This is a genomic window from Gordonia hongkongensis, assembly GCF_023078355.1.
Lineage (GTDB): Bacteria > Actinomycetota > Actinomycetes > Mycobacteriales > Mycobacteriaceae > Gordonia > Gordonia hongkongensis.
The window spans coordinates 4202488-4228081 of the sequence record NZ_CP095552.1 but is presented as its reverse complement, the minus strand read 5'-3'; the positions used below and the strand labels follow the sequence as shown (position 1 = coordinate 4228081).

At 69.4% G+C, this 25594-nt stretch carries 7 protein-coding genes and 1 pseudogene; 5 read left to right on the top strand and 3 right to left on the bottom strand.

The genetic code is table 11. From position 1 onward, the window contains the following. Nucleotides 1-84: 84 nt before the first annotated feature. The 3 genes from MVF96_RS19045 (at nt 85) to mmsB (ending at nt 3754) form a co-directional block, all read left to right on the top strand. Nucleotides 85-1617 carry a CoA-acylating methylmalonate-semialdehyde dehydrogenase gene (locus MVF96_RS19045; RefSeq protein ID WP_078113656.1) on the top strand — a complete coding sequence of 511 codons (1533 nt, stop codon included), beginning with the start codon at nt 85-87 and terminating at the stop codon, nt 1615-1617. A gap of 6 nt (nt 1618-1623) precedes the next feature. Further along, nucleotides 1624-2805, top strand: coding sequence for an acyl-CoA dehydrogenase family protein (locus MVF96_RS19040; protein WP_247450053.1), 1182 nt, complete (start codon nt 1624-1626; stop codon nt 2803-2805). Between the two features lie 79 nt (nt 2806-2884). Beyond that, entirely contained in the window at nt 2885-3754 is an 870-nt protein-coding gene (mmsB, locus tag MVF96_RS19035; protein ID WP_058253828.1) for a 3-hydroxyisobutyrate dehydrogenase, read from the top strand. A gap of 68 nt (nt 3755-3822) precedes the next feature. Here mmsB and MVF96_RS19030 read toward each other — a convergent pair whose 3' ends face one another. The 3 genes from MVF96_RS19030 to MVF96_RS19020 all read right to left on the bottom strand — a co-directional run bounded on the left by MVF96_RS19030 (nt 3823) and on the right by MVF96_RS19020 (nt 5979). Continuing rightward, entirely contained in the window at nt 3823-4692 is an 870-nt protein-coding gene (locus tag MVF96_RS19030) for a DUF559 domain-containing protein (protein WP_211538265.1), read from the bottom strand. Between the two features lie 114 nt (nt 4693-4806). Further along, nucleotides 4807-5310 carry a MarR family winged helix-turn-helix transcriptional regulator gene (locus MVF96_RS19025; protein ID WP_165629681.1) on the bottom strand — a complete coding sequence of 168 codons (504 nt, stop codon included), beginning with the start codon at nt 5308-5310 and terminating at the stop codon, nt 4807-4809. Nucleotides 5311-5382: 72 nt separating this feature from the next. Next, on the bottom strand, nt 5383-5979 hold the full coding sequence (locus MVF96_RS19020; RefSeq protein ID WP_068970985.1) for a TetR/AcrR family transcriptional regulator: 597 nt from the start codon (nt 5977-5979) through the stop codon (nt 5383-5385). 51 nt (nt 5980-6030) lie between these two features. Between MVF96_RS19020 and MVF96_RS19015 the strand changes: the two genes are divergently transcribed. Together MVF96_RS19015 and MVF96_RS24775 are read left to right on the top strand one after the other, a co-directional pair. After that, a complete protein-coding gene (locus MVF96_RS19015) occupies nt 6031-6522 on the top strand; it encodes a DUF4188 domain-containing protein (RefSeq protein WP_068970986.1) in 492 nt (163 codons plus the stop codon). Nucleotides 6523-7163: 641 nt separating this feature from the next. Further along, nucleotides 7164-25582, top strand: a pseudogene (locus tag MVF96_RS24775) (amino acid adenylation domain-containing protein). The last annotated feature ends 12 nt before the right edge of the window (nt 25583-25594 follow it).

The window sequence follows — 25594 nt, the reverse complement described above, 5'->3', positions numbered from 1 at the left end:
TGAGAGGGGTTGGAAGAAATACTTGGATGTCCTACTATGTGGTGACACCGGCCATACCCCCCAACGAAGTCGAAGGTGATCTCCGTGTCCGCTCCTGCTGTCCCCTCGATCCCGCACTACCTGAACGGCAAGCGCGTCACCGCCGAGGGCGGCCGCTTTGCTGACGTCTTCAATCCGAGCACCGGCGCCGTGCAGTCCCAGGTTCCGCTGGCGTCCACCGACGAGGTCTCCGCCGCGATCGCGACCGCATCGGCCGCGCAGAAGGAGTGGGCCGCCTGGAACCCGCAGCGCCGCGCCCGCGTCCTCATGCGGTTCGTCGACCTGGTCAACAAGAACGCCGATGAGCTCGCGACCACGCTGTCGCTCGAGCACGGCAAGACCCACGCCGATGCGCTCGGCGACATCCAGCGCGGCGTCGAGGTGATCGAGTTCGCGATCGGCATCCCGCACCTCATCAAGGGTGAGTTCACCGCGGGTGCCGGCGGCGGCATCGATGTGCACTCCATCCGTCAGCCGCTCGGTGTCGTCGCGGGCATCACCCCGTTCAACTTCCCGGCGATGATCCCGCTGTGGAAGGCCGGACCGGCGCTCGCGTGCGGCAACGCCTTCATCCTCAAGCCCAGCGAGCGCGATCCGTCCGTGCCGGTGCGGCTGGCCGAGCTGTTCACCGAGGCGGGCCTGCCCGACGGTGTGTTCCAGGTCGTCCACGGCGACAAGGAAGCGGTCGACGCGCTGCTGACCCACCCGGACGTCAAGGCCCTCGGCTTCGTCGGCAGCTCCGACATCGCGCAGTACATCTACTCGACCGCGGCCGCCCACGGGAAGCGCTCACAGTGCTTCGGTGGCGCCAAGAACCACGCGATCATCATGCCCGACGCCAACCTCGACCAGGTCGTCGACGCGCTGATCGGTGCGGGCTACGGCAGCGCCGGTGAGCGCTGCATGGCGATCAGCGTCGCGGTCCCGGTCGGCGAGCAGACCGCAGACCGGTTGCGCGCCAAGCTGATCGACCGGGTCAACGCACTGCGCGTCGGTCACAGCCTGGACCCCAAGGCCGACTACGGCCCCCTGGTCACCGCCGCCGCTCTCGAGCGGGTCCGCGGGTTCATCGACAAGGGTGCCGAGGAGGGTGCCGAGGTCGTCATCGACGGACGTGAGCGCGCCAACAACGAGCAGACCTTCGGCGACGAGGACATCTCGAAGGGCTTCTTCATCGGCCCGACCCTGTTCGACCACGTCACCAAGGACATGACCATCTACACCGAGGAGATCTTCGGACCGGTCCTGTCGATCGTGCGCGCCGGCGACTACGAGGAGGCCCTCGCCCTGGCGTCGGATCACCAGTACGGCAACGGCGTCGCGATCTTCACCCAGGACGGCGACGCCGCCCGCGACTTCACCGCTCGGGTCGACGTCGGCATGGTCGGCGTGAACGTGCCGATCCCGGTTCCGGTGGCGTACTACACCTTCGGCGGATGGAAGCGCTCGGGCTTCGGCGACCTCAACCAGCACGGCCCGGCGTCGATCCAGTTCTACACCAAGACCAAGACGGTCACGACGCGGTGGCCCTCGGGCATCAAGGACGGCGCCGAGTTCGTCATCCCGACGATGGACTGATCGGCGTTGACGACTTTCGCCGACGCCGCACTCGCCCGGCTCGACGGTGACGAACGTGTCATCGTCGAGACCGCGGCGGGTTTCGCGGCCAAGAAACTGGCGCCGTTCGCGCTCGAATGGGATGCCACGAACCACTTCCCGGTCGACGAGTTGCGTGAGGCCTCGAAACTCGGGATGGGTGCCATCTACTGTGCCGAGGATTCCGGCGGCAGCGGTCTGCGACGCCTCGACGGGGTGCGCATCTTCGAGCAACTGGCGTACGCCGATCCGGCCGTCGCGTCGTTCCTGTCCATCCACAACATGTGCACGTGGATGGTCGACGAGTACGGCACCGACGAACAGCGTTCGACCTGGGTGCCGCGCCTGGCCATGATGGAGACGGTGGCGAGCTACTGCCTGACCGAGCCGGGTGCCGGCTCCGACGCGGCGGCGCTCGCCACGCGTGCCGAGCGGGCCGGCGACGAGTACGTGCTCACCGGGGTCAAACAGTTCATCTCCGGGGCCGGGTCGTCGGACCTCTACGTCATCATGGCGCGCACCGGTGACGCCGGACCCAAGGGCATCTCCACGTTCTTGGTCGAGAAGGATTCGCCCGGACTGAGTTTCGGGGCCCAGGAGCACAAGATGGGCTGGCATGCGCAGCCCACCGCCCAGGTCATCCTCGACGAGGTGCGGGTGCCCGCGGGCAACCTCCTCGGCGGCACCGAGGGCATCGGGTTCGGCATCGCCATGAACGGTCTGAACGGCGGCCGCATCAACATCGCGGCGTCGTCGCTCGGTGGGGCGCAAGCCGCCTTCGACAAGGCGGCGGCCTATGTCGCGAGTCGCCGCGCGTTCGGCAACGCGCTCATCGACGAGCCGACCATCCGGTTCACCCTCGCCGACATGGCCACCTCGCTGCAGGCGTCCCGGCTGATGTTGTGGCAGGCGGCGACGGCGCTCGACGACGGCGCGCCCGACAAGGTCGAACAGTGCGCGATGGCGAAGCGTTTCGTCACCGACACCTGCTACGAGGTCGCCGACCAGGCGCTACAGCTGCACGGCGGATACGGGTATCTCACCGAGTACGGAATCGAGAAAATCGTCCGCGACCTCCGTGTGCACCGCATCCTGGAGGGGACCAACGAGATCATGCGGGTCGTGCTCGGCCGTTCGATCGCGACCCGCTACCGGTCCCTCGCCCCCTGAGGTGCGAGGAGCGTTAGCGACGAGCCTCGAAGGGCTGACACTTCGCTTTAGACAACCACTTTCGTAGGAAGCAGAGACAATGACGACGATCGCCTTCCTCGGCCTCGGCAACATGGGTGGCCCGATGGCCGCCAATCTGGTGAAAGCCGGTCACACCGTCCGCGGTTTCGATCCGGTACCCGAGGCGGTGAAGACCGCGCAGGAGAACGGCATCGAGACCTTCCCGGCCGCCATCGAGGCCGTGTCCGCCGCCGAGGTCGTGGTGACGATGCTGCCCAACGGCGGCATCGTGAAGAAGCTGTATGACGAGATCCTGCCGGCGACTCCGACCGGAGCCCTGTTCATCGACTCGTCGACGATCTCGGTCGACGACGCGCGGGACATCCACCAGCGCGCCACCGAGCACGGCTTCGCACAGGTCGACGCCCCGGTCTCGGGTGGGGTGAAGGGTGCCGTCGCCGGCACCCTGGCGTTCATGGTCGGCGGCGAGGACGAGGCCTTCGCCGCAGCGCGCACCACCCTGGATCCGATGGCGGGCAAGATCATCCACTGCGGTGCCGCGGGTGCCGGCCAGGCCGCCAAGGTGTGCAACAACATGGTGCTCGCCGTCCAGCAGATCGCGGTGGGGGAGGCCTTCGTACTCGCCCAGAAGCTGGGCCTCGACGACCAGGCGCTCTACGACGTGATCACCGGCGCCACGGGCAACTGCTGGGCCGTCGAGACCAACTGCCCCGTCCCCGGGCCGGTCCCCACCTCGCCGGCGAACAATGACTTCAAGCCGGGCTTCGCCACCGCCCTGATGAACAAGGACCTCGGTCTCGCGATGGACGCCGTCGCCAGCACCGGCGCCCGTGCGCCGCTGGGCACCCACGCCGCACAGCTCTACCGCGGCTTCGCCGAACAGCACGCTGACCTCGACTTCAGCGCGATCATCACCTCGCTGCACTAGTCGTTCGCCGACCTCACGAGATCCGTATGACGTTGTGCCCGGTTTCCGGGCACAACGTCATACGCGTTTCAGGCGGCCGCTCGTCGGAGCACGGCCCTGACGTCCGCGGCGACCTGGGCGGGCCGGTCGACGAGGTCGGTCCACGTGAAGTTGAGGACAGTCCATCCGTTGGCGGTGAGCAGGTTGCGCTTGGTGCGGTCGCGCTGGAAGGCCGCGGCGTCACGGTGGAAGGAGAAGCCGTCGATTTCGACTGCGACCTTCCTGTCGGGAAAGGCGAAATCGATGACGTAGCCGTAGGCGGGCATGTTCGGCATCCAGCCGGAGATCCCAGCGGCGGTCAGCAGTTCGGTGGTGAGTCGTTCGGCTTCCGATCGTGCTCCGTCGCCGAGGAGTTTCAGATAGGCAGCGACGCGCGGTGCCCCGTGCCGGTTGGGGTAGCGGTCGTGGGCGGCGCGGAGAGCGTCGAGGGTGACGCGGGTGCTGAGTAGTGCTGAATCGAGGATGCTGATCCCGAGGTCGAGGGAGGCGTCGAGGACGGTCAGCGCGGCGCTCGTTGTTCGGAGACCTTGATGCTCGGTGATGTCGTCGTCGTGTAGTCGCCGGAACCTGACCACCGCGGTCGCGGACGAGCGTCGGGCGCTGCCGCGGGTCGGGGTGTAGACGAGGTGTTTTCGGGGTTCGGTGTCGTGCAGTCCGAGCCACCAGGCGGCCGCTGGTCCGCCGAGTACCGCCATGTTGTGCACCGACAGGACCGCGATGCGGGCTTGAGCCCGGGCTGTGCGGTGGTGCCCGGCGACGAGGTACACCCCGCGTGCTACCGCTTTCCACTCGCCGGCAGCGACTTTGCGTTGGATCGTCGACGAGCTCGCACCGCAATCACGCGCTTCGCGGGTGGAGAACACGCCGTCTCGGCGGGCGGTCAGTTCGGCGAGGTCCATGGGGTTTCGACGCAGACGATCACCGCGCGGTTCCAACGCCGAGCAGCTGAGCGAATCCGTATGACGTCGAACCCGGATTCCGGGCACGACGTCATACGGATTCCGCGCGCCGTTTCAGAAGTCCCCGTTGTGCTTGCGAAGTGACTGGATGGCGCCGACGAGGCCGGTCATCTCGTCGTCGGACATGCCGACGTTGCCGAACACCTCGCGGTTGAGGGTCTCCGTGGCGTCGCCCACCGTCTTGCGGCCGAGTTCGGTGATCTCGACGAGCGTGGTACGTCCATCGGTGGGGTGCGGGACGCGGCGGACGAGCCCGCCCTCCTCGAGGCGACGGATCGCGTGGGTCACGCTGGTCACGTGGACCTGGAGCCGGTCACTGGCCTTGGTGATCGGCAAGGACCCCTGACGCGAGAACGCCAGCAGGCGGAGCAGTTCGAAGCGGGAGAAGCTGAGATCGAACGGACGCAGGGCGGCCTCGACACGGGCGAGCAGGATCTGATGGGCGCGCATCACCGACGTCACCGCGACCATGCCGTCGGCCACCTCGCCCCACCCCGCCTGGGTCCAGTTCTCCCGTGCTTCGGCGATGGGGTCGAAATCCATGCTGCGCCCTGCCATACCGACACCCTAGTGGGGTGTCTCCGAAGGAGGCGAGACGTACCGACGGTGCGCGTGCCCTCGTCCGGCCGGTCAGGCACCAGGAGTTCGCCATCCGTCGATGATGGCCGTCGCCGCGGCCATCGGGTCGGCGCCGGCCGGGTAGTTGCCGGACAGGAGCAGCGTCGCGGTCCCGTGCACCTGTGCCCACAACGATGCGACGACGGTGTCGATGTCCGCGGTGCGGAGTGCGCCCGAGGAGATGGCTCGCTCGACTCCCTCGCGCAACGGCGTGATCGCACGGGTCGCGGCCGAGCGGGTCTCCTCGGTGCGCTCGACCCCGGCGAGCACGTCCCCGAACATCAGCTCGTAGAGGCGCGGATTCTCGAGCGCCCACCCGACGTAGGCGACCCCCAGGCCGGCGAGCGTCGCCGGGTCGGTTGCGGCGACGCTCGCGGAGCGCTGGGCCCGCGCGAACGAATCGAAGGCCCGCACCAGGATCGCGCGGGACAGGCCCTCCTTGTTGCCGAACAGCGAGTAGACGGCGGTGGTGGAAGTGTCGGCGGCGCGAGCGACCTCCCGCACCGACAGCGCACCGATGCCGTCGGCGGCCACCATGCGAACCGCCTCGTCGAGGAGCCGGACACGGACGTCTTCGGTGTGGGATCGGGGTCTTGCCATGTCCGCAATCGTTTCATAACATCGTTTCGTAACAACGTTACAAAATGTCCTGGAGGTCTCATGTCCGCTCGCCGAGCCGCCCGCATGACCAACGACGCCCCGCCGCCGGGCACGACGGTGTTCTTGATCGGGATGCGGGTGACGCGACCCTGGCGGGTACGCGCCTGGTTACCGGTGCTTACGTCGATGTCCCGGATGCTGATCCACCTCCGGCGCCGACCGGATGCGGGCATGCTCGACGCGCGCCTCTATCTGGGCGGTTCGCCGATGGTGTTGTCGTACTGGCGCAGCGCCGAGGATCTCCGACGGTTCGCGTCCGACCCCGACGCCCCGCATCTGTCCATGTGGCGGTGGTTCAATCGCGAGCTCGCCGACACCGACTCGGTCGGGATCTGGCACGAGACCTACGTCATCGGCGAACACGAGACCATCTCGAGCGGGATGCCCCCGCAGGGCCTGGCCCGGGCGGTCGGGTGGCACCCCGTGGGGCCGGGAACCGCAACCGCCTCGGCTCGGTTGACGCGCAACCGGCCGGCCCCGCAACGTGGCTGACCCAGGGCAGTTGCGTTCGCTCTTTCTCATTCATCAGTCGTGTCGTCTCAGCGAATGACGTCGACGATCATCTGGTCCCGAGTCGTCGACATCGGCGTCGATTTTCCGATGAGTCCAGTTCGGCGCCAAACGCTGAACATGGATAAACGATTCGTTAGCAATGACACCTAAAGATGATCCGTCCATTCTGGGCGATTTGCGTGAGAAGGGCGTGATGGACCGATTGATCGGTCGCCCCAAAGAACAACTGCTGCTTGTGGTTTGACAGCCTCCGTGTGAGTAATGAATCCACATTCGCTTTCCGAATGAGTTGATCTGAAAATCAGAGACACGGGCGAAAATCCACGCCTTTCGGAAAACTCATCCGAATGAACCATCGAATTCTCCGTGACCATTCTGAGACGTTTTTTCGCTGGTCTTTACTTCGCCTTTACTGACGTTTTACCTTTGCCGAAAAGGGATGTCGGCGAATGTTAATCGGGAGTATGGTCCGATTTGTCGACGGGGCGACAGCTCTCCAGGGGGCTTATCTGGCTTGATCTCGCGCGGGTTGTGAATTGTCCATCCCGTGGTCTGCGGGGGGCGCCCGGGTGGTCCTGATACCCGGACGAGTGCGATCGATACGAACGCATGGAGGCCACGTGACCATCTCAGACAAGGATCTCGTCACCCCGTCCGCGCACTCCTCGTCGACCCGGATGCCGGCCGATGACCATCCCACGGAGACGACCGGAGCCGCCACGTCGGCGAGACCGGATCCCGGTGTGGACTCACTTCCGTTGTCCGCCGCGCAGCGCGGCATCTGGTTCGCCCAGCATGTGGCCGGTGACCTGCCGATCTCGGTGGCACAGTACGTCGACATCGACGGCGAACTGGACACCGAGTTGCTGACGGAGGTCTGCCTGATCACCGGGCGGGAGTTCGGCTCGGGGCACCTGCGCCTGGTCGTCGTCGATGGCGAACCGCGGCAATACGTCGCCTCCCAGAGCGCTCCGGTGAGCACCGTGGATCTGCGCGGCGAGGCCGATCCGACCGCGACAGCGCACCGGCTGATGCTGCTCGACTACACGAGACCGCTCGACCTGCTCACCGACGACCTGATGACGAGCATCGTCTACCGCGTCGGGGACGCGCACTACATGTGGTACCTGCGGGCGCACCACATCGCGCTCGACGGATTCGCCGCGGTGACGATGGTCCGGCGGATCACCGAGCTGTACAACGCGGCCGTTCGCGGCGATCCCGCGCCGCCGTCGAAGGCGAGCGACATCGCCGACATCATCGCCCAGGACGCGTCCTACCCCGGGTCGACTCGTCACGACAACGACCGCAGGTACTGGAGCGACCATCTCGACGGCGCCCCGCCGGTCGTGACCCTGGCCGGCCGGCACGGCAAGCCGACGCTGCACCCGATCCTCGTGAGCGCGCCGATTCCCGCGGAGACGGCCGCGCTGCTCGATGCGGCCGCGCAGGAGGGAGGTGGCGTGACCCCGGTGGTCGTCGCGGCGTTCGCCGCGTACCTCGCGCGGATGACCGGCAGTGCCGAAGTCCTTCTCAGCCTTCCGGTCTCGGGTCGCCACTCCGCCGTGCTGCGCCGGTCGGGCGGCATGGTGGCCAACGTCGTGCCGCTGCGTGTGCCGGTCGCCGGCCGCACGCTCGGCGACGTGGTGACCTCCGTGCAGGGGGAGTTGCTGAGTGCGCTGCGGCGGCAGCGGTACCGGCAGGAGGACATCTTCGCCGACATGGGGATGGCCCGAGACGAGTCGGCGTCCTTCGGGCCGGCGGTGAACCTCATGATGGTCGACAGCGAGGTCGTGCTGGGTGAGGTCACCGGGCGGTTGCACGTGTTGACCTCGGGTCCGACGTCCGATCTGTTCGTCAACATCTACCCGGGCGCGGGAAAGAGCAGCACGCACATCGATTTCCAGGGCAACCCGAACATCTACACCCCGGACGAGCTCACCGGGCACCACCGTCGCTTCCTGATGTTCCTGCACGCCTTCCTCGGCGGGGCGTCCGACGATCGCGTGGGACAGCTCTCGTTGCTCGACGAGCATGAACGGGAGACATTGCTCCCCGTGCGGGGTGCGCGTTGCGCCCCGCCGCGGGTGCTCGCCGACATTCTCGCCGAAACCGTTGCGCGACATGGAGAGTCGACCGCCGTGCGCGCGTCCGGGCGTTCGATGACGTATCGCGAACTCGACGCCGCCTCGTCGCGACTCGCGCGGCGCCTCCGTGCCGCGGGCTGCGCGCCGGAGGAGTCGGTCGCGATCCTGCTGCGACGGTGCCTGGGCACCGTCGTGGCCGTCTGGGCGGTGGCGAAGACCGGTGCCGCGATCGTGCAGGTGGATCCGGAATACCCGCGTAAGCGCATCGAGCACATCTTCGCCGACAGCGGTGCTCGCGCGGCGATCACCGTCGACGAGTTCGCCGAGCGGGTGCCCCCGTCGGCGGTCCGGATCGACCTCGGCGACCTCTCGCCCGACGGGAACACCGACGCCTCGGGCGGCGGCTTCGACGACCCGCCGGCTCCGTCGCGGGCCCGGCTCGAGAACGTCGCGTACATGACCTACACGTCCGGTTCGACCGGCGTGCCGAAGGGCGTGCAGGTCACCCACTCCGGGCTGGCGAGTCTCATCGCCGATCGCACCCGCGCCTATGGCCTCGCGCCGGCGTCCCGGGTCTCCTACGCGCTCTCCCCGAGCTTCGATGCATCGATGGAACAGCTGCTGACCTGCTTCGCAACCGGATCCGCCCTGGTGATTGTGCCTCCGGAGGTGATCGGCGGCGAGCGGCTCACCCAGTTGCTCGCCGAGGAGGAGGTCACCCACCTGACCCTCACGCCCGCGATGCTGGCGACCATCGAGCCGGAATCGCTGACCCGGATGCAGACCGTCGTCGTCGGCGGTGACCGGTGCGCCCCGCACGTGGTCGAACGGTGGACCCGGTCGGCGACGATGATCAACGAGTACGGGCCGACCGAGTCGACGATCACGGCGGCGAGTGCGGTGGTCGAGCCCGATGCAGACGTCACCGTGGGCGGCCCCATCCGCGGTACGTCGGTGATGGTCCTCGACCACACACTGCAACCGGTGCCGATGGGAACCGCAGGCGAGCTGTACCTCGCCGGCCCGGGGCTGGCTCGCGGGTACGCGCGTCTGCCCGGTCAGACCGCGGCGCGTTTCGTGGCCCACCCGCACGGCGCGCCGGGCGAACGGATGTACCGGACCGGCGATCTCGCCCGCTGGGTCGGGGCGGGGACCGCGCCGTCGCTGGAGCTGTTGGGCCGCACCGACTTCCAGCTGAAGATCCGTGGGTATCGGATCGAGCCCGGTGAGATCGACGCCGCCCTCACCGGGCACGCCCAGGTGGACCAGTCCGTCACCGTGCCCGCGCTCAACCTCGCCGGCGCGACCGTCCTGGCGTCGTACGTGGTGCCGGCGACGGGACAGCGGGTCGAACCGGCAGAGCTGGAGCGATTCGCACGCGAGTGCCTGCCGCCGCACCTGGTCCCGTCCGTCATCACGATCCTCGACACCCTGCCGCTGAATGCGTTCGGCAAGGTCGACCGACGAGCCCTGCCCGCGCCCGTGTTCGCATCCGCGCGATCGGGGCGGCCGCCGTCGACTCCCGGGAATACCGACTGGCGCAACTCTTCTCCGAGGTACTCGGGGTGGTCGAGATGGGTGCCGACGACAGCTTCTTCGTCCTCGGCGGCGACAGTATTCTGTCCATCCAGCTCGTGGCGCGGGCGAAGGCGAGCGGGCTCGCGTTCACGACCCAGGATGTGTTCGAGCACAAGACCGTCGCCGCGCTGGCCGCGATGGCTTCCGATGTCTCCGACGACGACGGACTGCGCGAGTTGCCCGGCGGCGCCGTCGGCTCCATCCCGTTGTCACCGATCATGCACGCCATGCTCGAACGCGGTCCCGTCGACCGGTTCGGACAGGCCGCGCTGGTCGAGCTCCCGGATGCCGCCGGGCGCGACGAACTGGTGCGCACACTGAGCGCGGTGCTCGACCGGCACGACATCCTCCGGGCCACGCTGGTCGACGATCTCGCCGACCAACCCCACGTGGTGGTCCGCCCACCCGGTGCGGTCGACGCCGACGAGGCGCTCGAGCACGTGTGGCTCGACCGACGGGACGGCGACGAGATCGACCGCCACCTCCAGGCCGCGGCCGATCGACTCGACCCACGCGCCGGCGTACTCGTGCGGTTCGTGTGGATGCAGCACCCCGACCGTACCGCGCCCGACCTGATGTGGCTGGTCATCCACCATCTGGCCGTCGACGGGGTCTCCTGGCGCATCCTCCTCGCCGACCTCGTCACCGCCTGGCACCAGATCCACGGGGGCGCGGTGCCGGACCTCGGCCTGCCGACGACGTCGGTCCGCCGTTGGGTCCACGGCCTCGTCGAGCAGGCACCCGTGCGCGCCGCGGCCGAACTCGACCGATGGACGGAGATCCTCGAGCCGGGCGACCGGTTGCTCGGGCGCCGCGCGCTCGACCCGGATCGAGACATCGTCGCCACCGCCGGCCGCATCCGGATGCGGATTCCGGCGGACGTGACCGAGGCGGCGCTCACCACCATCCCCGCGCGGTTCCACGGCGGTGCCAACGATTCGTTGCTGGCCGCGCTGGCCCTGGCGCTCGCGCACTGGCGACGTCGGCGCGGGCAGGCCGACGGCAGCGAGTTGATCGCCCTCGAAGGCCACGGTCGCGAGGAGGCCGCGGTACCCGGCGCGGACCTCACCTCGACGGTGGGCTGGTTCACCTCTCGCTTCCCGGTCCGGCTCGAATTGCACGGCGTCGACGTCGAGGACGCCCTCACCGGTGGTCCGTCGGCCGGACTGGCGATCAAGCAGATCAAGGAACAGCTGCGGGCGGCACCCGACCACGGGATCGGCTACGGCATGATCCGATATCTCGACCCGACCGGCCGCGACGAACTGGGCGACCGGCCCGAACCCCAGATCAGCCTCAACTACCTGGGCCGGATGGGGACCGGCGATCACACCGGTCCGTGGATGCCGGCGCGCGACTTCGACGCGCTGGTCGGGACCGGGCACCCGTGGATGGCATTGCCCGCCATCATCGACATCAACGCGATCGCCGAACCGGGTTCGGCCGGCGTCGAACTCGACGTCGGCTGGGAGTACGCCGCGCTGGTGCTCGACCGGGTCGACGTCGAGGAGCTGGCCGGCCTGTGGGTGCAGGCCCTGAAGGGTCTCGCCCAGCACGTCCGGTCCGGGACGGCCGGCGGCCACACGCCGTCGGACTTCCCGCTGGTCTCGACCACCCAGGCCGACATCGATCACTGGACCGCCGCCCATCCGTCGATGGTCGACGTGTGGCCGCTGACCGCGCTGCAGTCCGGACTGCTGTTCCACGCGACCTACGACGACGCCGCCGTCGACGGTTACACGGTGCAGGCCGAACTGCGACTCGGCGGACGGCTCGAACCGGACCGGATGCGTCGGGCGGCGCAGGCGCTGATCGCCCGGCACGACAGTCTCCGCGTCGCATTCGTCGAGACCGGCGCGGGGCCGCGGCAGATCCTGCTCGACGATGTGACCGTCGACTGGTCGGACTCCGACCTCACCGGGATCGCCGACGCCGACGACCGGGACCGTGCACTGCGTCGTCTCATCGCCGGGTCGGCGGCCCCCTTCGACCTGGCTCGGCCGCCGCTGGTCCGTTTCCACCTCATCCGGTTGACGCGCGACACCGAGAACCCGGGTGGCGACGAGTTCCTGCTGTCGATCACCAACCACCACATCGTCCTCGACGGGTGGTCGATGCCGGTCGTCATCTCCGAACTGCTGCAGTTGTACCTGGCCGACGATGACGCCGACGGCGCTACCGGACTTCCCGCACCCCGGACGTTCCGGGACTACCTGCAGTGGCTGCACACCCGCGACCACGACGCCACGGCACGCGCGTGGCAGGAGACCCTCGCCGGCATCGAGAGTCCGACGCGACTCACCGGCGCCGCGGAGCGCGACGCGACGGCCGAGGTCGACGAGACCGCGCTCGATCTCGACATCGCGACGACGGAGGCGATCGCGGGTCTCGGGCGCGCCCACGGGGTGACCGCGAACACCTCGATCCAGGTGGCGTGGGCGATGCTGCTCTCGATCATGACGGGCCGATCCGACGTGGTCTTCGGCAACACGGTGTCCGACCGTCCCGCCTCCATCCCGGGCATCGAGCAGATGATCGGGCTGTTCATCAACACCCTCCCGGTGCGGATCCGGCTCGACCCGGACGAGCGGGTGATCGACCTGCTCACGAGAGCGCAGTCCGAGCAGGCGGCGATGCTCGGCCACCGCGACATCGGCCTCGCCGAACTCCAGCGGGTGACCGGGGTGGCCGACATGTTCGACACCGCCACGGTGCTGGAGTCGTACCCGGTCGACCCGGACGAGATCAACCGCATGCTCGGCGACGCGGGACTGCGATTAAACGGCCTGGCCGCCCACGACGCGACCCCGTACCCGGTCAGCCTCCAGGTCACGCCGCCCCGGCCCGGACGGGCCGACCAACCGGCCGCCGATCGGCCCGGCACCTACGAACTGGTGGTGAAGTACGCCGTCGACCGCCTCGACCGGGAGTCCGCCGAGGTCCTGCTCGAGCGGTTCGTGCTGTTGCTGCGCCAGATCGCCGCCGAACCGGGCCGCAAGGTCGCCACGCTCTCATCCTGTTGGGACAGCGAACGATCCGCCCTCTGTCCGATCGAGGGGCCGCCCGCCGTGTCGCCCCGCCTACTCCGGGACATCCTCGCCGACACCGCGCGACGACACCCCGAGGCACCGGCGGTGCGCGCCGACGGCGTCACGATGACATATCGCGAACTCGTGCGCCGCAGCAACCGGCTCGCCGACGAGCTCGCCGCCCGCGGCGCCGGACCGGAGACGTCGGTGGCCCTGGCGATCCCGCGGTCGGCCGCGCTCATCGTGGCGATCTGGGCGGTCGCCCGGACCGGAGCGGCCTTCGTCGCCGTCGACTCGGGCAATCCGGCCTACCGCATCGCCGAACTGCTCGCCGACGCGCGGTCCACGATCGGGGTGACCGTCGACGCCGTCGTCCCGAACCTCCCGGACACGGTCGAGTGGCTGACCCTCACCGGACCCGGCTCGCTCCCGCTCGGTACCGACGACGCGCTACCGCTCGGTACCGGGGACCCGCTCCCGCTCCGGGCGGACAACGCGGCCTATCTGATCTTCACGTCCGGCTCCACCGGCCGGCCGAAGGCCGTGCACGTCACCCATCGCGGCCTCGCCGACCTGGTGGTCGAGTACGCGGAATCCTTTGCGGTGGAACCCCATTCGACGGTCCTGCAGGTCGCGTCCCCGGGCTTCGACGCCTGCGTGTCGGAGGTGTTGGTCGCGCACAGCGCCGGCGCCTGCCTGGCCGTCGCGCCGCCGGAGATCTACGGCGGTTCCGACCTCGAGGACCTGCTGCGGACCGAGCGGGTGTCCCACGCCATCATCACGCCGACGGTGCTCAACACGATGGACCCGTCGCGTCTGCCGGAGCTGCGGATCGTCGCGGTGGTCGGCGAGGCGACGGGCGCGGACATCGTCACCCGGTGGTCGCCGGGTCGTCGGCTGATGAACCACTACGGACCCACGGAGACCACGATCTGGGCGACCGGCGCCGACGATCTCCGGCCCGGGGAGCCGGTGACGATCGGGGAACCGATCCGGGGAGTCTCGGCGTTCGTGCTCGACACCTGGTTGCGGCCGGTGCCGGTCGGAGTGGTCGGCGAACTCTACCTCGGTGGTCCCGGTCTGGCGCGTGGCTACTTCGACCGCGCAGGCGTCACCGCGACGAGGTTCGTGGCCGATCCCGTACGCTCCGCCGGCGAACGCCTCTACCGCACCGGCGATGCCGTGCGCTGGATTCGCACGGACGGCGCCCTGCGGCTGGATTATCTGGGGCGCAACGACCAGCAGGTGAAGGTCCACGGCCTGCGCATCGAGACCGGGGACATCGATGCCCATCTCGCGCGGATCGCCGGCGTCGCGCAGGCGGCGACCGTGCTCCAGCGCGGACCGGCGGGTCGTCCGGTCATCGTGTCCTACGTCGTGGGGACGCCGGACGAGCCGATGGACGTGCATGCGTTGCACGACGACCTCGCGAACACCCTGCCGCATTACATGGTTCCCGCAGCGATCGTCGAGCTGGAGTCGATGCCGGTCACCCGGTCGGGGAAGGTCGACACGAAGGCGCTGCGGCAGTGCGAGTTCCGTGCCGAGAGCGGGGGCGGCCGCCCGCCGGAGACACCGGCCGAGCGCATCATCGCCGCGCTGTTCGCCGAGGTGCTGGAACTCGACGACGTCACCGCCGACGACAACTTCTTCACCCTCGGGGGTGACAGCATCGTCTCGATGCAACTGGTCGCGGCGGCGAAGGCCGCCGGACTGTCCCTCACTCCGCGGGCGATCTTCGAGGCGAAGACCGTCGCCGCGCTCGCCGCCATCGCCACCACCGCATCCGCGACCGGCGACCCTGCCACCGGTTCGGCCGTCGAACAGGCTGTCACCGAGCAGGATTCGCCACTCGTCGATCTTCCCGATGCCGATCTCGACCGGCTGCGCAACGACTACCCCAGGCTGTCGGACGTCTGGCCGTTGTCGCCGACGCAGTCGGGTATCCACTTCCACTCGACCCTCGATCCCGATGCGGTGGACACCTACACCGTGCAGTCGACGATCGCCCTCTCCGGTCCGGTCGACGCCGGCCTGCTGCGCCGCGCCGCGCAGGCGCTCGTGGACCGCCACGACGTCTTGCGGACGGCCTTCGTCGAGACGTCGCGTGGCCCGCGACAGGTCGTCGTCGACGGCGTCGAGGTGCGCTTCCGGACAGTCGATCTCACCGTTGCCGCGGACCGCGGGGCCGCCCGGCGGGTCGCCGCCGACGACGCCGCCGCCGGTTTCGATCTGACCGAACCCTCGCTGATCCGCTTCACCCTCGTGCGGCTCGACAGCGACCACTTCGCCCTGCACGTCACCAACCATCACGTGATCCTCGACGGCTGGTCGATGCCCCTGCTGCTCGGCGAACTGCTCCACTATTACGGCGACCCGGGGCAGATCGGCGCATGCCGGCCGGCAGCCTCATACCGGGACTACCTCGCGTGGCTCGGCGAACAGGATCAGGACGCCTCGACGGCCGCGTGGGCGCAGGCCTACGCCGACGTCGACGGACCCACCCGCGTGACCCGACTCGGCGCCGCGACCACCGTGTTCGACGCCGGTGAGGTCATCGCCGAGCTGCCCGGGCAGGAGTATGCGCGTCTGCGGTCGGCCGCCGCGGAGTCCGCGGTGACGGTCGGGACCGCGTTGTCCGCGGCGTGGGCCCTCGTCCTGCGAACCCTCACCGGCGACACCGATGTGGTCCTGGGCTCCGCGGTCGCCGGACGGCCACCGGAGCTGCCCGGCGTCGACCGGGCGCTGGGGATGTTCCTCAGCACGGTACCGATCCGGGTCCGTCTCGAACCGTCGATGTCATTGCGCGAGTTGCTGGTTCATGTGCAGGACGCGAACGCGCTGGTCCTGGACCACCACTACGTCGGACTCCCGGCCATCCACCGCGCGGTGGGCCGGTCGGATCTGTTCGACACCGCACTGGCCTTCCAGTCGTTCCCGCTGCGCGAGGACGCACTGCAACAACTGGTCACCGCGGCGGGCTTGCACGTCGACAGCGTCACCGGGCTCGACGCCACGCCCTACCCGTTGAGCGTCGTCGTGGCGCCGAAGATCGACGGCGGCGAGGGGGAACCGGGACTCGGCATCACCGTGCGGTTCCATCGGGACGAGTTCGACGAGAGCCGCGCACGAGAGATCGTCGACCACTTCGTGGAATGTCTCGCCCGCATCGCCGATGAGCCGGGTTCGCGCCTCGGCGCACTCCGTCACATCGGGCACGAGGCAGGCGCCGGTCGGATCGACGCGAAGACGGAACCGGCCACCCTGCTCGACATCCTCACCGCCGCAGCCGGTCAGGCGCCCGATGCGATCGCGGTGACCTACGGCGAGCGGTCGCTGTCGTACCGGCAGCTGGACGCCGAGTCCGATCGCCTGGCGCGACAGATCTCGCGGCAGGCGCGGTCCGGCGTCGTGGCATGCGCACTGCCGCGGTCCGTCGAGGCGGCGATCGCGATCTGGGCGGCGGCCAAGGCGGGAGTGCCGTTCCTGCCGCTGGATCCGAACCTGCCCGCCGAACGCATCGAGTTCGTGCTGGCCGACGCCGGCGCCGGGTTGGGGATCACCGTCGGCGCGCGCCGGGCCGCACTGCCCGACAGCATCGATTGGCTCCTCGTCGACGAACTGCGGACGGACGGCCCCCAGTCGAACGAAGGCGGCGGCTCCCCCGCTCCCTGAGGAGCGAGCTTGCGAGCGTCTCGAAGGGTCGCTCCAGCAATCCGGTCAGCGACGTCGAACAAGGCGGCCCGATCCGGCTCGGGGACACCGCCTACGTGATCTACACGTCCGGTTCCACCGGCACGCCCAAGGGCGTCGTCGTCTCCCACCGCGGCCTCGCGCCGGTGGTCGCGGCGCAGCGCGCGGTCCTCGGCGTCGACCAGTCGTCGACTGTGTTGCAGGTGGCCTCACCGAGCTTCGACGCCTTCGTGTTCGAACTCCTGATGGCCCACGGGACCGGAGGACGTCTGGTGGTGGCGCCACCCGATGTCTACGGCGGCCCCGCGCTCGCGAAACTGATTCGGCGCGAGCAGGTCTCGCATGCCGTCCTGACGCCGTCGGCACTGGCCACCGTGCCGGCCGACGGTCTCGACACGCTGCGCGTACTGGCGACCGCGGGTGAACCGGTCGGGCCCGAGTTGGTCTCACGGTGGGCCGACGGCCGGAACATGATCAACCTGTACGGGCCGACCGAATCGACCATCTGGGCCACCGCCGGCACGCCGCTGCGGGCGGGTGATCCGATCACGATCGGGACGGCGGTGGGACCGGTGGGCACGATGGTGCTCGACACGTGGATGCGTCCGGTTCCGCAGGGCGTCGTCGGCGAGTTGTACCTCGTCGGCCCCGGCCTGGCCGACGGTTATGTCGGCCGGCCCGCGACGACGGCGGCGCGGTTCGTGGCCTGCCCCGCCGATGCGCCCGGAACCCGGATGTACCGGACGGGCGACCTCGTCCGGGTCTCCCGGTCCGGTGCACTGGAGTACGTGGGACGCAACGATTTCCAGGTGAAGGTGCGCGGCACCCGGGTAGAGGTGGGCGAGATCGACGCGCGCCTCGGATCGCGCGCCGACGTCGCCTACGCCGTGACCGTCCCGCGTGGCGGGAACGGAACGCCGCACTGTCTGGTCTCCTACGTGACCGCCACCGCGGGGGCGTCGCTCTCCGGTGACGAACTACGTGCGTCGCTGGAGCGATCGCTGCCCGCGTACATGGTCCCGGCCGCGGTGGTCGTACTGGACGAGATACCCCTCACGCCGACCGGCAAGCTGGATCGGAGTCGCCTGCCCGAACCGGTGATCGCCCCGCGTGGGTTCCGCGCACCGTCCGGCCCGGCCGAGTCCGCCGTGGCGCATGTCTTCCAGGATGTCCTCGGCGTGCCGCGCGTGGGCGCCGACGATGACTTCTTCGCCCTGGGTGGCGACTCGCTGACCGCCTCGGTGGTGACGGCGCGGCTGGGTGCGGAGCTGGGAGTACGGGTTCCGCTGCGGTCGGTGTTCGACGCGCCCGGCGTTGCGGCCCTGGCGGAGCTGGTCGGGTCGCTGGGCGACGACCGGCGCACCGCGCTGACGGCAACCGTTCGCCCGGAGCGCATCCCGATGTCGCTGGCGCAGCAGCGGATGTGGTTCCTCAATCGGATGGAGCCGGAGTCGCCGGCCTACAACATCCCGGTGGTCCTCGAACTCACAGGGCACCTGGACCTCGCGGCACTCGGGCGGGCCCTCGACGACGTGGTCGGGCGGCACGAGGTGCTGCGGACGATCTACCCCGACACCGACGGCGAGCCCTGGCAACTCGTCCTCGACCACGCCCCGGTGCTCCTGGAGTCGATGCGGGCATCGGCCACCGAGGTCGGCGACGTCGTCGCCGGGTTCGTGCGCCTCGGCTTCGACGTGACCGCGTCGGTGCCGATGCGTGTGGCCGTGGTCGCGATCGACCCGGACGGCGTGGACGATCCCCATGGCCCGGACACCTGCGACGCACACGACGACCGGGAGGGGACCGACGGGCGTTTCCTGCTCGTCCTCGTGGTCCATCACATCGCCGGTGACGGCCAGTCCATGGCGCCGCTCGCCCGCGATGTGATGACGTCGTACGCCGCCCGCATCGCCGGCGCGGAACCGACCTGGGAACCGCTCGCGGTCCAGTACGCCGATTACGCGCTGTGGCAGCGAAACATGTTGGGGAGCGCGGACGATCCGACCTCGCTGATGCACGCCCAGCTGGATTTCTGGCGGTCGACCATGTCGGGTGCCCCGGACGTCCTCGATCTGCCCACCGACCGCCCGCGACCGCCGGTGGCGACCCTGGCGGGCGGGCAGGTGCCGGTGGCGATCGACGCCCGCCTGCACGGGCAACTCCTGGCCCTCGCGCGCGCACACGGAGCGTCGTTGTTCATGGTCGTGCACGCCGCGCTCGCCGCAGTGCTCGGCCGGTTGAGCGGCGCCGACGACGTCGTGATCGGCACCCCGGTCGCCGGGCGCGGCGAACCGGGCCTGGAACCGCTCGTGGGCATGTTCGTCAACACCCTCGCGCTCCGGACCGACCTCGACGCCGCGGAGTCGTTCGCCGGATTGCTCGACCGCGTGCGCGAGGTCGACCTGGACGCCTTCGAGCACTCCGACGTCCCGTTCGAGCGGATCGTCTCCGAACTCAACCCGGAACGGTCCACCGCGCATCATCCGCTGTTCCAGGTCGCGCTGGCTTTCCAGAATCTGTCCGACGTCCATCTCGACCTGCCGGACCTGCGCGTCTCCCGCGCGCAGGCCGACACCGGCATCTGCCAGTTCGACCTCCAGGTGGTCCTCGCCGAGTCCTACACCGAAGACGGCACGGCACAGGGTCTCTCGGGAACCGTGATGTTCGCCCGCGACCTGTTCGATCCGGGGACGGTGGCCGGCATCGCCAGTCGGTTGCACCGTGTGCTCGACGCGATCGTCGACGACGCGACAACACCCGTCGGTGACATCGACTGGCTCGGTGGAGCCGAGCGCGCGGAACTGTTGGCGAAGGTGGGACCGGGTGCGGTCGCGGAGCCCGTGCTGCTGCCGGAGATCTTCGCGGCCGCCGTCGTGGCCGACCCGGACGGTGCGGCGGTGATCTGCGGCGACGTCGAGCTGTCCTACGGCGAGCTCGATCGCCGATCGAATCGGCTGGCGCGGTACCTCATCGACAATGGTGCGGCACCGGAGCGGCCCGTGGCGGTGGCCGTGGAGCGGTCGGCGGAATCGCTGGTCGCGTGGTGGGCCGTCGTGAAATCGGGTGCTCCCTATGTCCCGGTGGACCCGCATTACCCGGCCGCGCGGATCGACCAGATGGTGTCCGATTCGGCTGCGCCACTGGGGATCACGACACGTGGGTCCCGGCCGACGCTGTCCGGGACGCTCGACTGGGTCGTGCTCGACGACCCCGCCACCGCCGCCGAGGTCGCCGAACTGTCGTCGTCGCCGATCCGACAGACCGATCGGGTGTGCCCGGTCCGGCCCGCGAACACCGCCTGGGTGGTCTTCACCTCCGGCTCCACCGGCGTGCCGAAGGGCGTCGCCGTCACGCATGCCGGCGTCGCCGACTACCTCGCCACGCTGCACATCGACCGTGAGCCCGGAACCAGCCCGCGGGTACTGCATTTCGCCTCTCCCTCGTTCGACGCGTCGCTGCTGGAGATCCTGCTCGCCGTGAGCGCCGCGGCCACCCTCGTCGTGGCGCCCACCGGGATGCGGGGTGGTCGCGAGCTGGCCGACTTCCTCCGCGATCACCGCGTCTCCCATGCGTTCGTCACCCCGGCCGCGCTGGCCTCGGTGGACCCGGACGGGCTCGATGACCTGCGGGTCGTGATGTCGGGCGGTGACGAGGTACCGACCGACCTGGTGAGCCGGTGGGTGGGTGCCGATCCGGCTACTGGCCGGGAATTCCGGGTGCTGTACGGCCCCACCGAGACCACCATCGTCGCCACCGCCACTACTCCGCTGCGGGTGGGAGAACGGTCGACAATCGGCACGGCGCTCGCCGGGATGCAGACGCTCGTGCTCGACACCCGTCTGCAGCCCGTGCCGGACGGGGTCGCGGGGGAGCTGTATCTGTCCGGACCCGCGCTCGCGCGCGGCTACCTGAACAGGTCCGGGGTATCCGCCGCCCGATTCGTCGCCCACCCCTTCGGCGATGCCGGAGAACGCGCGTACCGCACGGGGGACATCGTGCGCCGCAACCACTCGGGCGACCTGGAGTTCATCGGACGCAACGACTTCCAGGTGAAGGTCCACGGCTTCCGGGTCGAGCTCGGGGAGATCGACGCCGCGGGCAGAACTCGCTCGGGTGGCCTACGCCGTCACCGTCCCGCGGCACGACTCCGGCATCGGTATGCGCCTGGTGTCCTACGTGGTGCCCGCGCCGGGCGTCGCCCTCGTCGGTGAGAAACTGCGTGCCGAACTCGGCGAGGTGTTGCCGACGTACATGGTCCCGGCGGCGGTCGTGGTCCTCGACGAGATCCCCCTGACACCCAGTGGCAAGCTCGACCGGCGTGCCCTTCCGGCGCCGGTCGTCACCACCCGGAGTTTCCGAGCCCCGGCCACGCCGGTCGAGGAGATCGTCGCGGGGGTGTTCGCCGACATCCTGTCCGTCGATGCCGCGGTCGGCGCCGACGACGACTTCTTCGACCTCGGCGGCAACAGTCTCGCCGCAACGCGGGTGGTGGCGAGAATCGGTGCGGCGCTTGACACCACGATCCCGGTGTCGGTGATCTTCGAGGCGTCCACGGTGACGCGGCTGGCCGCTCGCGCCGAGTCGCACACGGACACCGGGCGCGTCGACCTGGTGGCACACGAACGCCCGGAGCGGATCCCGCTGTCCTACGCGCAGCAACGCATGTGGTTCCTCAACCGGATCGAACCCGAGTCGCCGGCGTACAGCATCCCGGTCGTGGTACGGCTGTCCGGAAGTCTCGATGTCGACGTCCTCCACCGGGCGATCGGTGACGTCGTCGCCCGCCACGAGATCCTGCGTACCGTCTACCCCTTCGTCGAAGGCGAACCGGCCCAGGTGATCCTGCCCGCTGACACCGTCCCGATGGAGGTCGTCCAGGTTGCGGAATCCGATGTCGATCAGGCGATCGCGGAGTTGATCGCGGCACCGTTCGACCTCACCGCCGGGGCGTCGACCCGGATCGTGCTCTTCGAGCTCGGCGGCGACGAGTGGGTGCTCGCCGTGATCCTGCATCACATCGGCGGTGACGGCTCCTCGTTGGGGCCCCTCGCGCGGGACATCATGACGGCCTACGTCGCGCGTCTGCAGGGCGAGGCCCCCGGATGGGTGCCGTTGCCGGTGCAGTACGCCGACTACGCGATCTGGCAGCGGGCGGTCCTGGGCTCCGAATCGGACCCGAACTCGTTGCTGCGCGCGCAGATCGACTACTGGGCCGAGCAACTGGCCGGCACACCGCCGCTGCTCGAACTGCCCACCGATCGGCCGCGCCCGGCCACCCAGTCCTACGCCGGGGAGTCCGTCGGCCTGACCGTCGACGCCGATCTGCACGCCGGGTTGCAACGGGTCGCCCGCGCCCACAACACGACACTGTTCATGGTCTTCCATGCCGCGCTGGCCGCCCTGCTCGCGCGACTCGCCGCGACCGACGACGTCGCCGTCGGGACCCCGTACGCCGGACGCGGGGAACGTGCTCTCGACGATCTGGTCGGGATGTTCGTCAACACGCTCGTCCTGCGCACCCGGGTGCGGAGCGGGATGTCGTTCGCCGAGTTGATCGACGACGTGCGCGCCACCGACCTCGCGGCGTTCGGTCACGCCGACGTCCCGTTCGAACGGCTCGTCTCCGAACTCAACCCGGTCCGCTCCGACGCCCACAACCCGCTGTTCCAGGTGATGCTGGCGTTCCAGAACATCTCGAGCACCGACATCGAACTGCCCGATCTGTCGGTGCGGGCCGTCGAACCGGACACCGGACTCGCCCTGTTCGACCTGCAGGTGACGGTCGCCGATTCCTACGACGCGCACGGGGCGCCGGCCGGCATCACCGGTGGTGTCACCTTCGCGTCCGACCTCTTCGACGCGTCGACCGTGGAGCGGTTCGTCGAACGGTTGGTGGCGATGCTCGAGGCGATGACGATCGACGCCGACCGCGCTGTCCACGACGTGGACCTGCTCGATGACGCCGAACGGTCTGCCGCCCTCCAGGGTCCGAACGCGACGATGCATGAGGTGGACTCCGCCGTTACCCTCGTCTCGATGTTCGCCGCGGCCGCGGTCGCGTACGCCGAGGACACCGCGGTGATCTGCGGGACGGTCTCGCAGACCTACGCCGAGTTCTCCGGTCGGGTGAACCGGCTGGCCCGCTGGATGGTCGCACAGGGGGTGGGGCCGGACTCGCTGGTCGCGCTCCGTATGCGACGCTCGCTCGACCAGCTCACGGCGATGTACGCGGTGCACGCCGCCGGCGGTGGTTACGTGCCGATCGACCCGGACCATCCGGCCGAGCGGATCGACTACATGGTCGAGTGCGCCGAGCCGGTGCTGGTGCTGTCCGCGCTCGACTCTGTCGACCTCTCGGGGTTCGACGACTCGCCGCTGACCGACGATGACCGGATCACGCCGCTGACCCCGGACGCCCTCGCGTACGTGCTGTTCACCTCCGGCTCCACGGGTCGACCCAAAGGCGTTGCCGTGTCGCATCGTTCGGTGGTCAACCAGCTTCGCTGGATCAGCGCCGAGTATGGGCTGAACCGATCGGACGTGGTGCTGCAAAAGACTCCCGCGACCTTCGACGTGTCGGTGTGGGAACTGTTCGCGACCCTCTCCGTCGGTGCCCGACTGGTGATCGCGCGACCGGACGGCCACACCGATCCGCGCTACCTGGCCGAGGCCATGTCCACCCATCGGGTGACCATCACCTCGTTCGTGCCGTCGATGCTGGCGGTGTTCGCCGATGCCCTGCCCACCGGCGCGGCGCTGTCGTTGCGGGCCCTGCTCGTCGCGGGTGAGGCCTTCGGGCCCGACGTGGTGGACGCCGCCCGCCGTGCGCTGCCGGAAGTGGAGTTGTACAACCTGTACGGGCCGACCGAGTTCACGGTGCACGCGACCTCCTCCGCGGTGGGGACGGCCGACGACGGCGCGGTGCCGATGGGTGCGCCGGTGTGGAATGCCTGTGCGTACGTGCTGGACTCGCGGCTGCGTCCGGTGCCGGCGGGGGTGACCGGCGATCTCTACCTGTCCGGGACGCAGGTGGCGCGGGGTTATCACGGACGACCGGCTCTGACCGCCGACCGCTTCGTGGCCGATCCCTTCACCGCCGGCGCCCGGATGTACCGCACCGGTGATCTGGTGCGGCGTCGCCGAAGCGGTGTGCTCGAGTATCTGGGACGCAGCGACTTCCAGGTCAAGCTCCGCGGGTTGCGCATCGAACTCGGTGAGATCGAGGCGGTCTTCGCCGCGCACCCGGACATCGCCCGCGCGGCGGCCGCGGTCACCTCCACCGACACGGTCGACTATCTCACCGTCTACCTGGTGCCGGCGGGGGCCGACCGCGGCGTCGGCGTGAGGGACGTCGGGGAGAGGTCGGTGAACACCGCCGAGGTCACCGCGTTCGCGTCGGCGGCGCTCCCGGGATACATGATGCCGACGGCGGTGATGGTGCTGGACTCGCTGCCGATCACCGCCTCGGGCAAACTCGACCGGGCGAGGTTGCCGCAGCCGACCCGGGATGCCTCGGCGTTCCGAGCACCGTCGTCGTGGCTGGAGACCGAGATCGCCCGGACCTTCGAGCACGTGCTCGGTGTCCCGCGGGTCGGTGCCGACGACGACTTCTACGCGCTCGGCGGCAATTCGCTGCGGTCGGTCCAGGTCGTCAACGACCTCGAGACCGAGTTGCACGTCGAGATCCCGGTCCGGTGGATGCTGTCCGATTCGAGCCCGGCCGACCTGGCCCGGCGGATCGAGGACGGGATGCGTAACGGGTTCGACGTTGCGCGCGGGCCGGGGGACGAGTCGCCGGGCGGGGTGGGCTTCGACGTCTTGCTCCCCATCCGGCCGGAAGGCGAACTGCCGCCGCTGTTCTGCGTCCACCCCGCCTCCGGACTGGCCTGGTGCTACCAGACGCTGAGCCGGCAGGTCCCGCCCGGCCGGCCAGTGTACGGCCTGCAGGCGCCACAGATCGGTGGCGAGGCACCCGGCCCCACCACGATCTCCGAAATCGCACGCAGGTACGCCGACGAGATCCGGACGGTACAGCCCGTGGGGCCGTATCACCTGCTGGGATGGTCGCTGGGCGGGGTGATCGCGCACGCGGTCGCCGCCGAGATGCGGGCGGCCGGTTCCGAGGTCGCGCTGCTCGCCATGCTCGACACCGAGGCCGACGGTGTCGATTCGTCGGCGATCACCACCGTCACCGCCGGCGAGCTGATCAGCAACCTCGGCCCGGTCCTCGGCATCGACTACGTCAGTGCGGACGCGACCGCCGAACAAGCCGCCGAGCAGATCGCCGAGCGCCTCGGCGCCGGGTTCGGCATCGACGCCGCGACGATCGAGCGGCTGACCGACGCCTACAACCTGTTGATCCGGGCCACCGGTGACTGGCACCCGCCGGTCGTCGACACCGACGTGCTCTACTTCACCGCAGTGCGCGATCGGCGACCGGATGCGTTGGGCGCCAACGGATGGGGTCGGTACGTCCGGGGGAGCATAACGAATGTCGACATCGACACCCACCACCTCGGGATGACCGAGGACGAGGCGATCAGACAGATCGCGACCGTCCTCGACGATCATCTGACGCGCGAAAGTGCCTCGCGGAAAGCCGCTTCGGGGTTAGCGTTTTCTCACGATGATCGGTTCACCAACAAGAGATGAGGTCGTCCATGG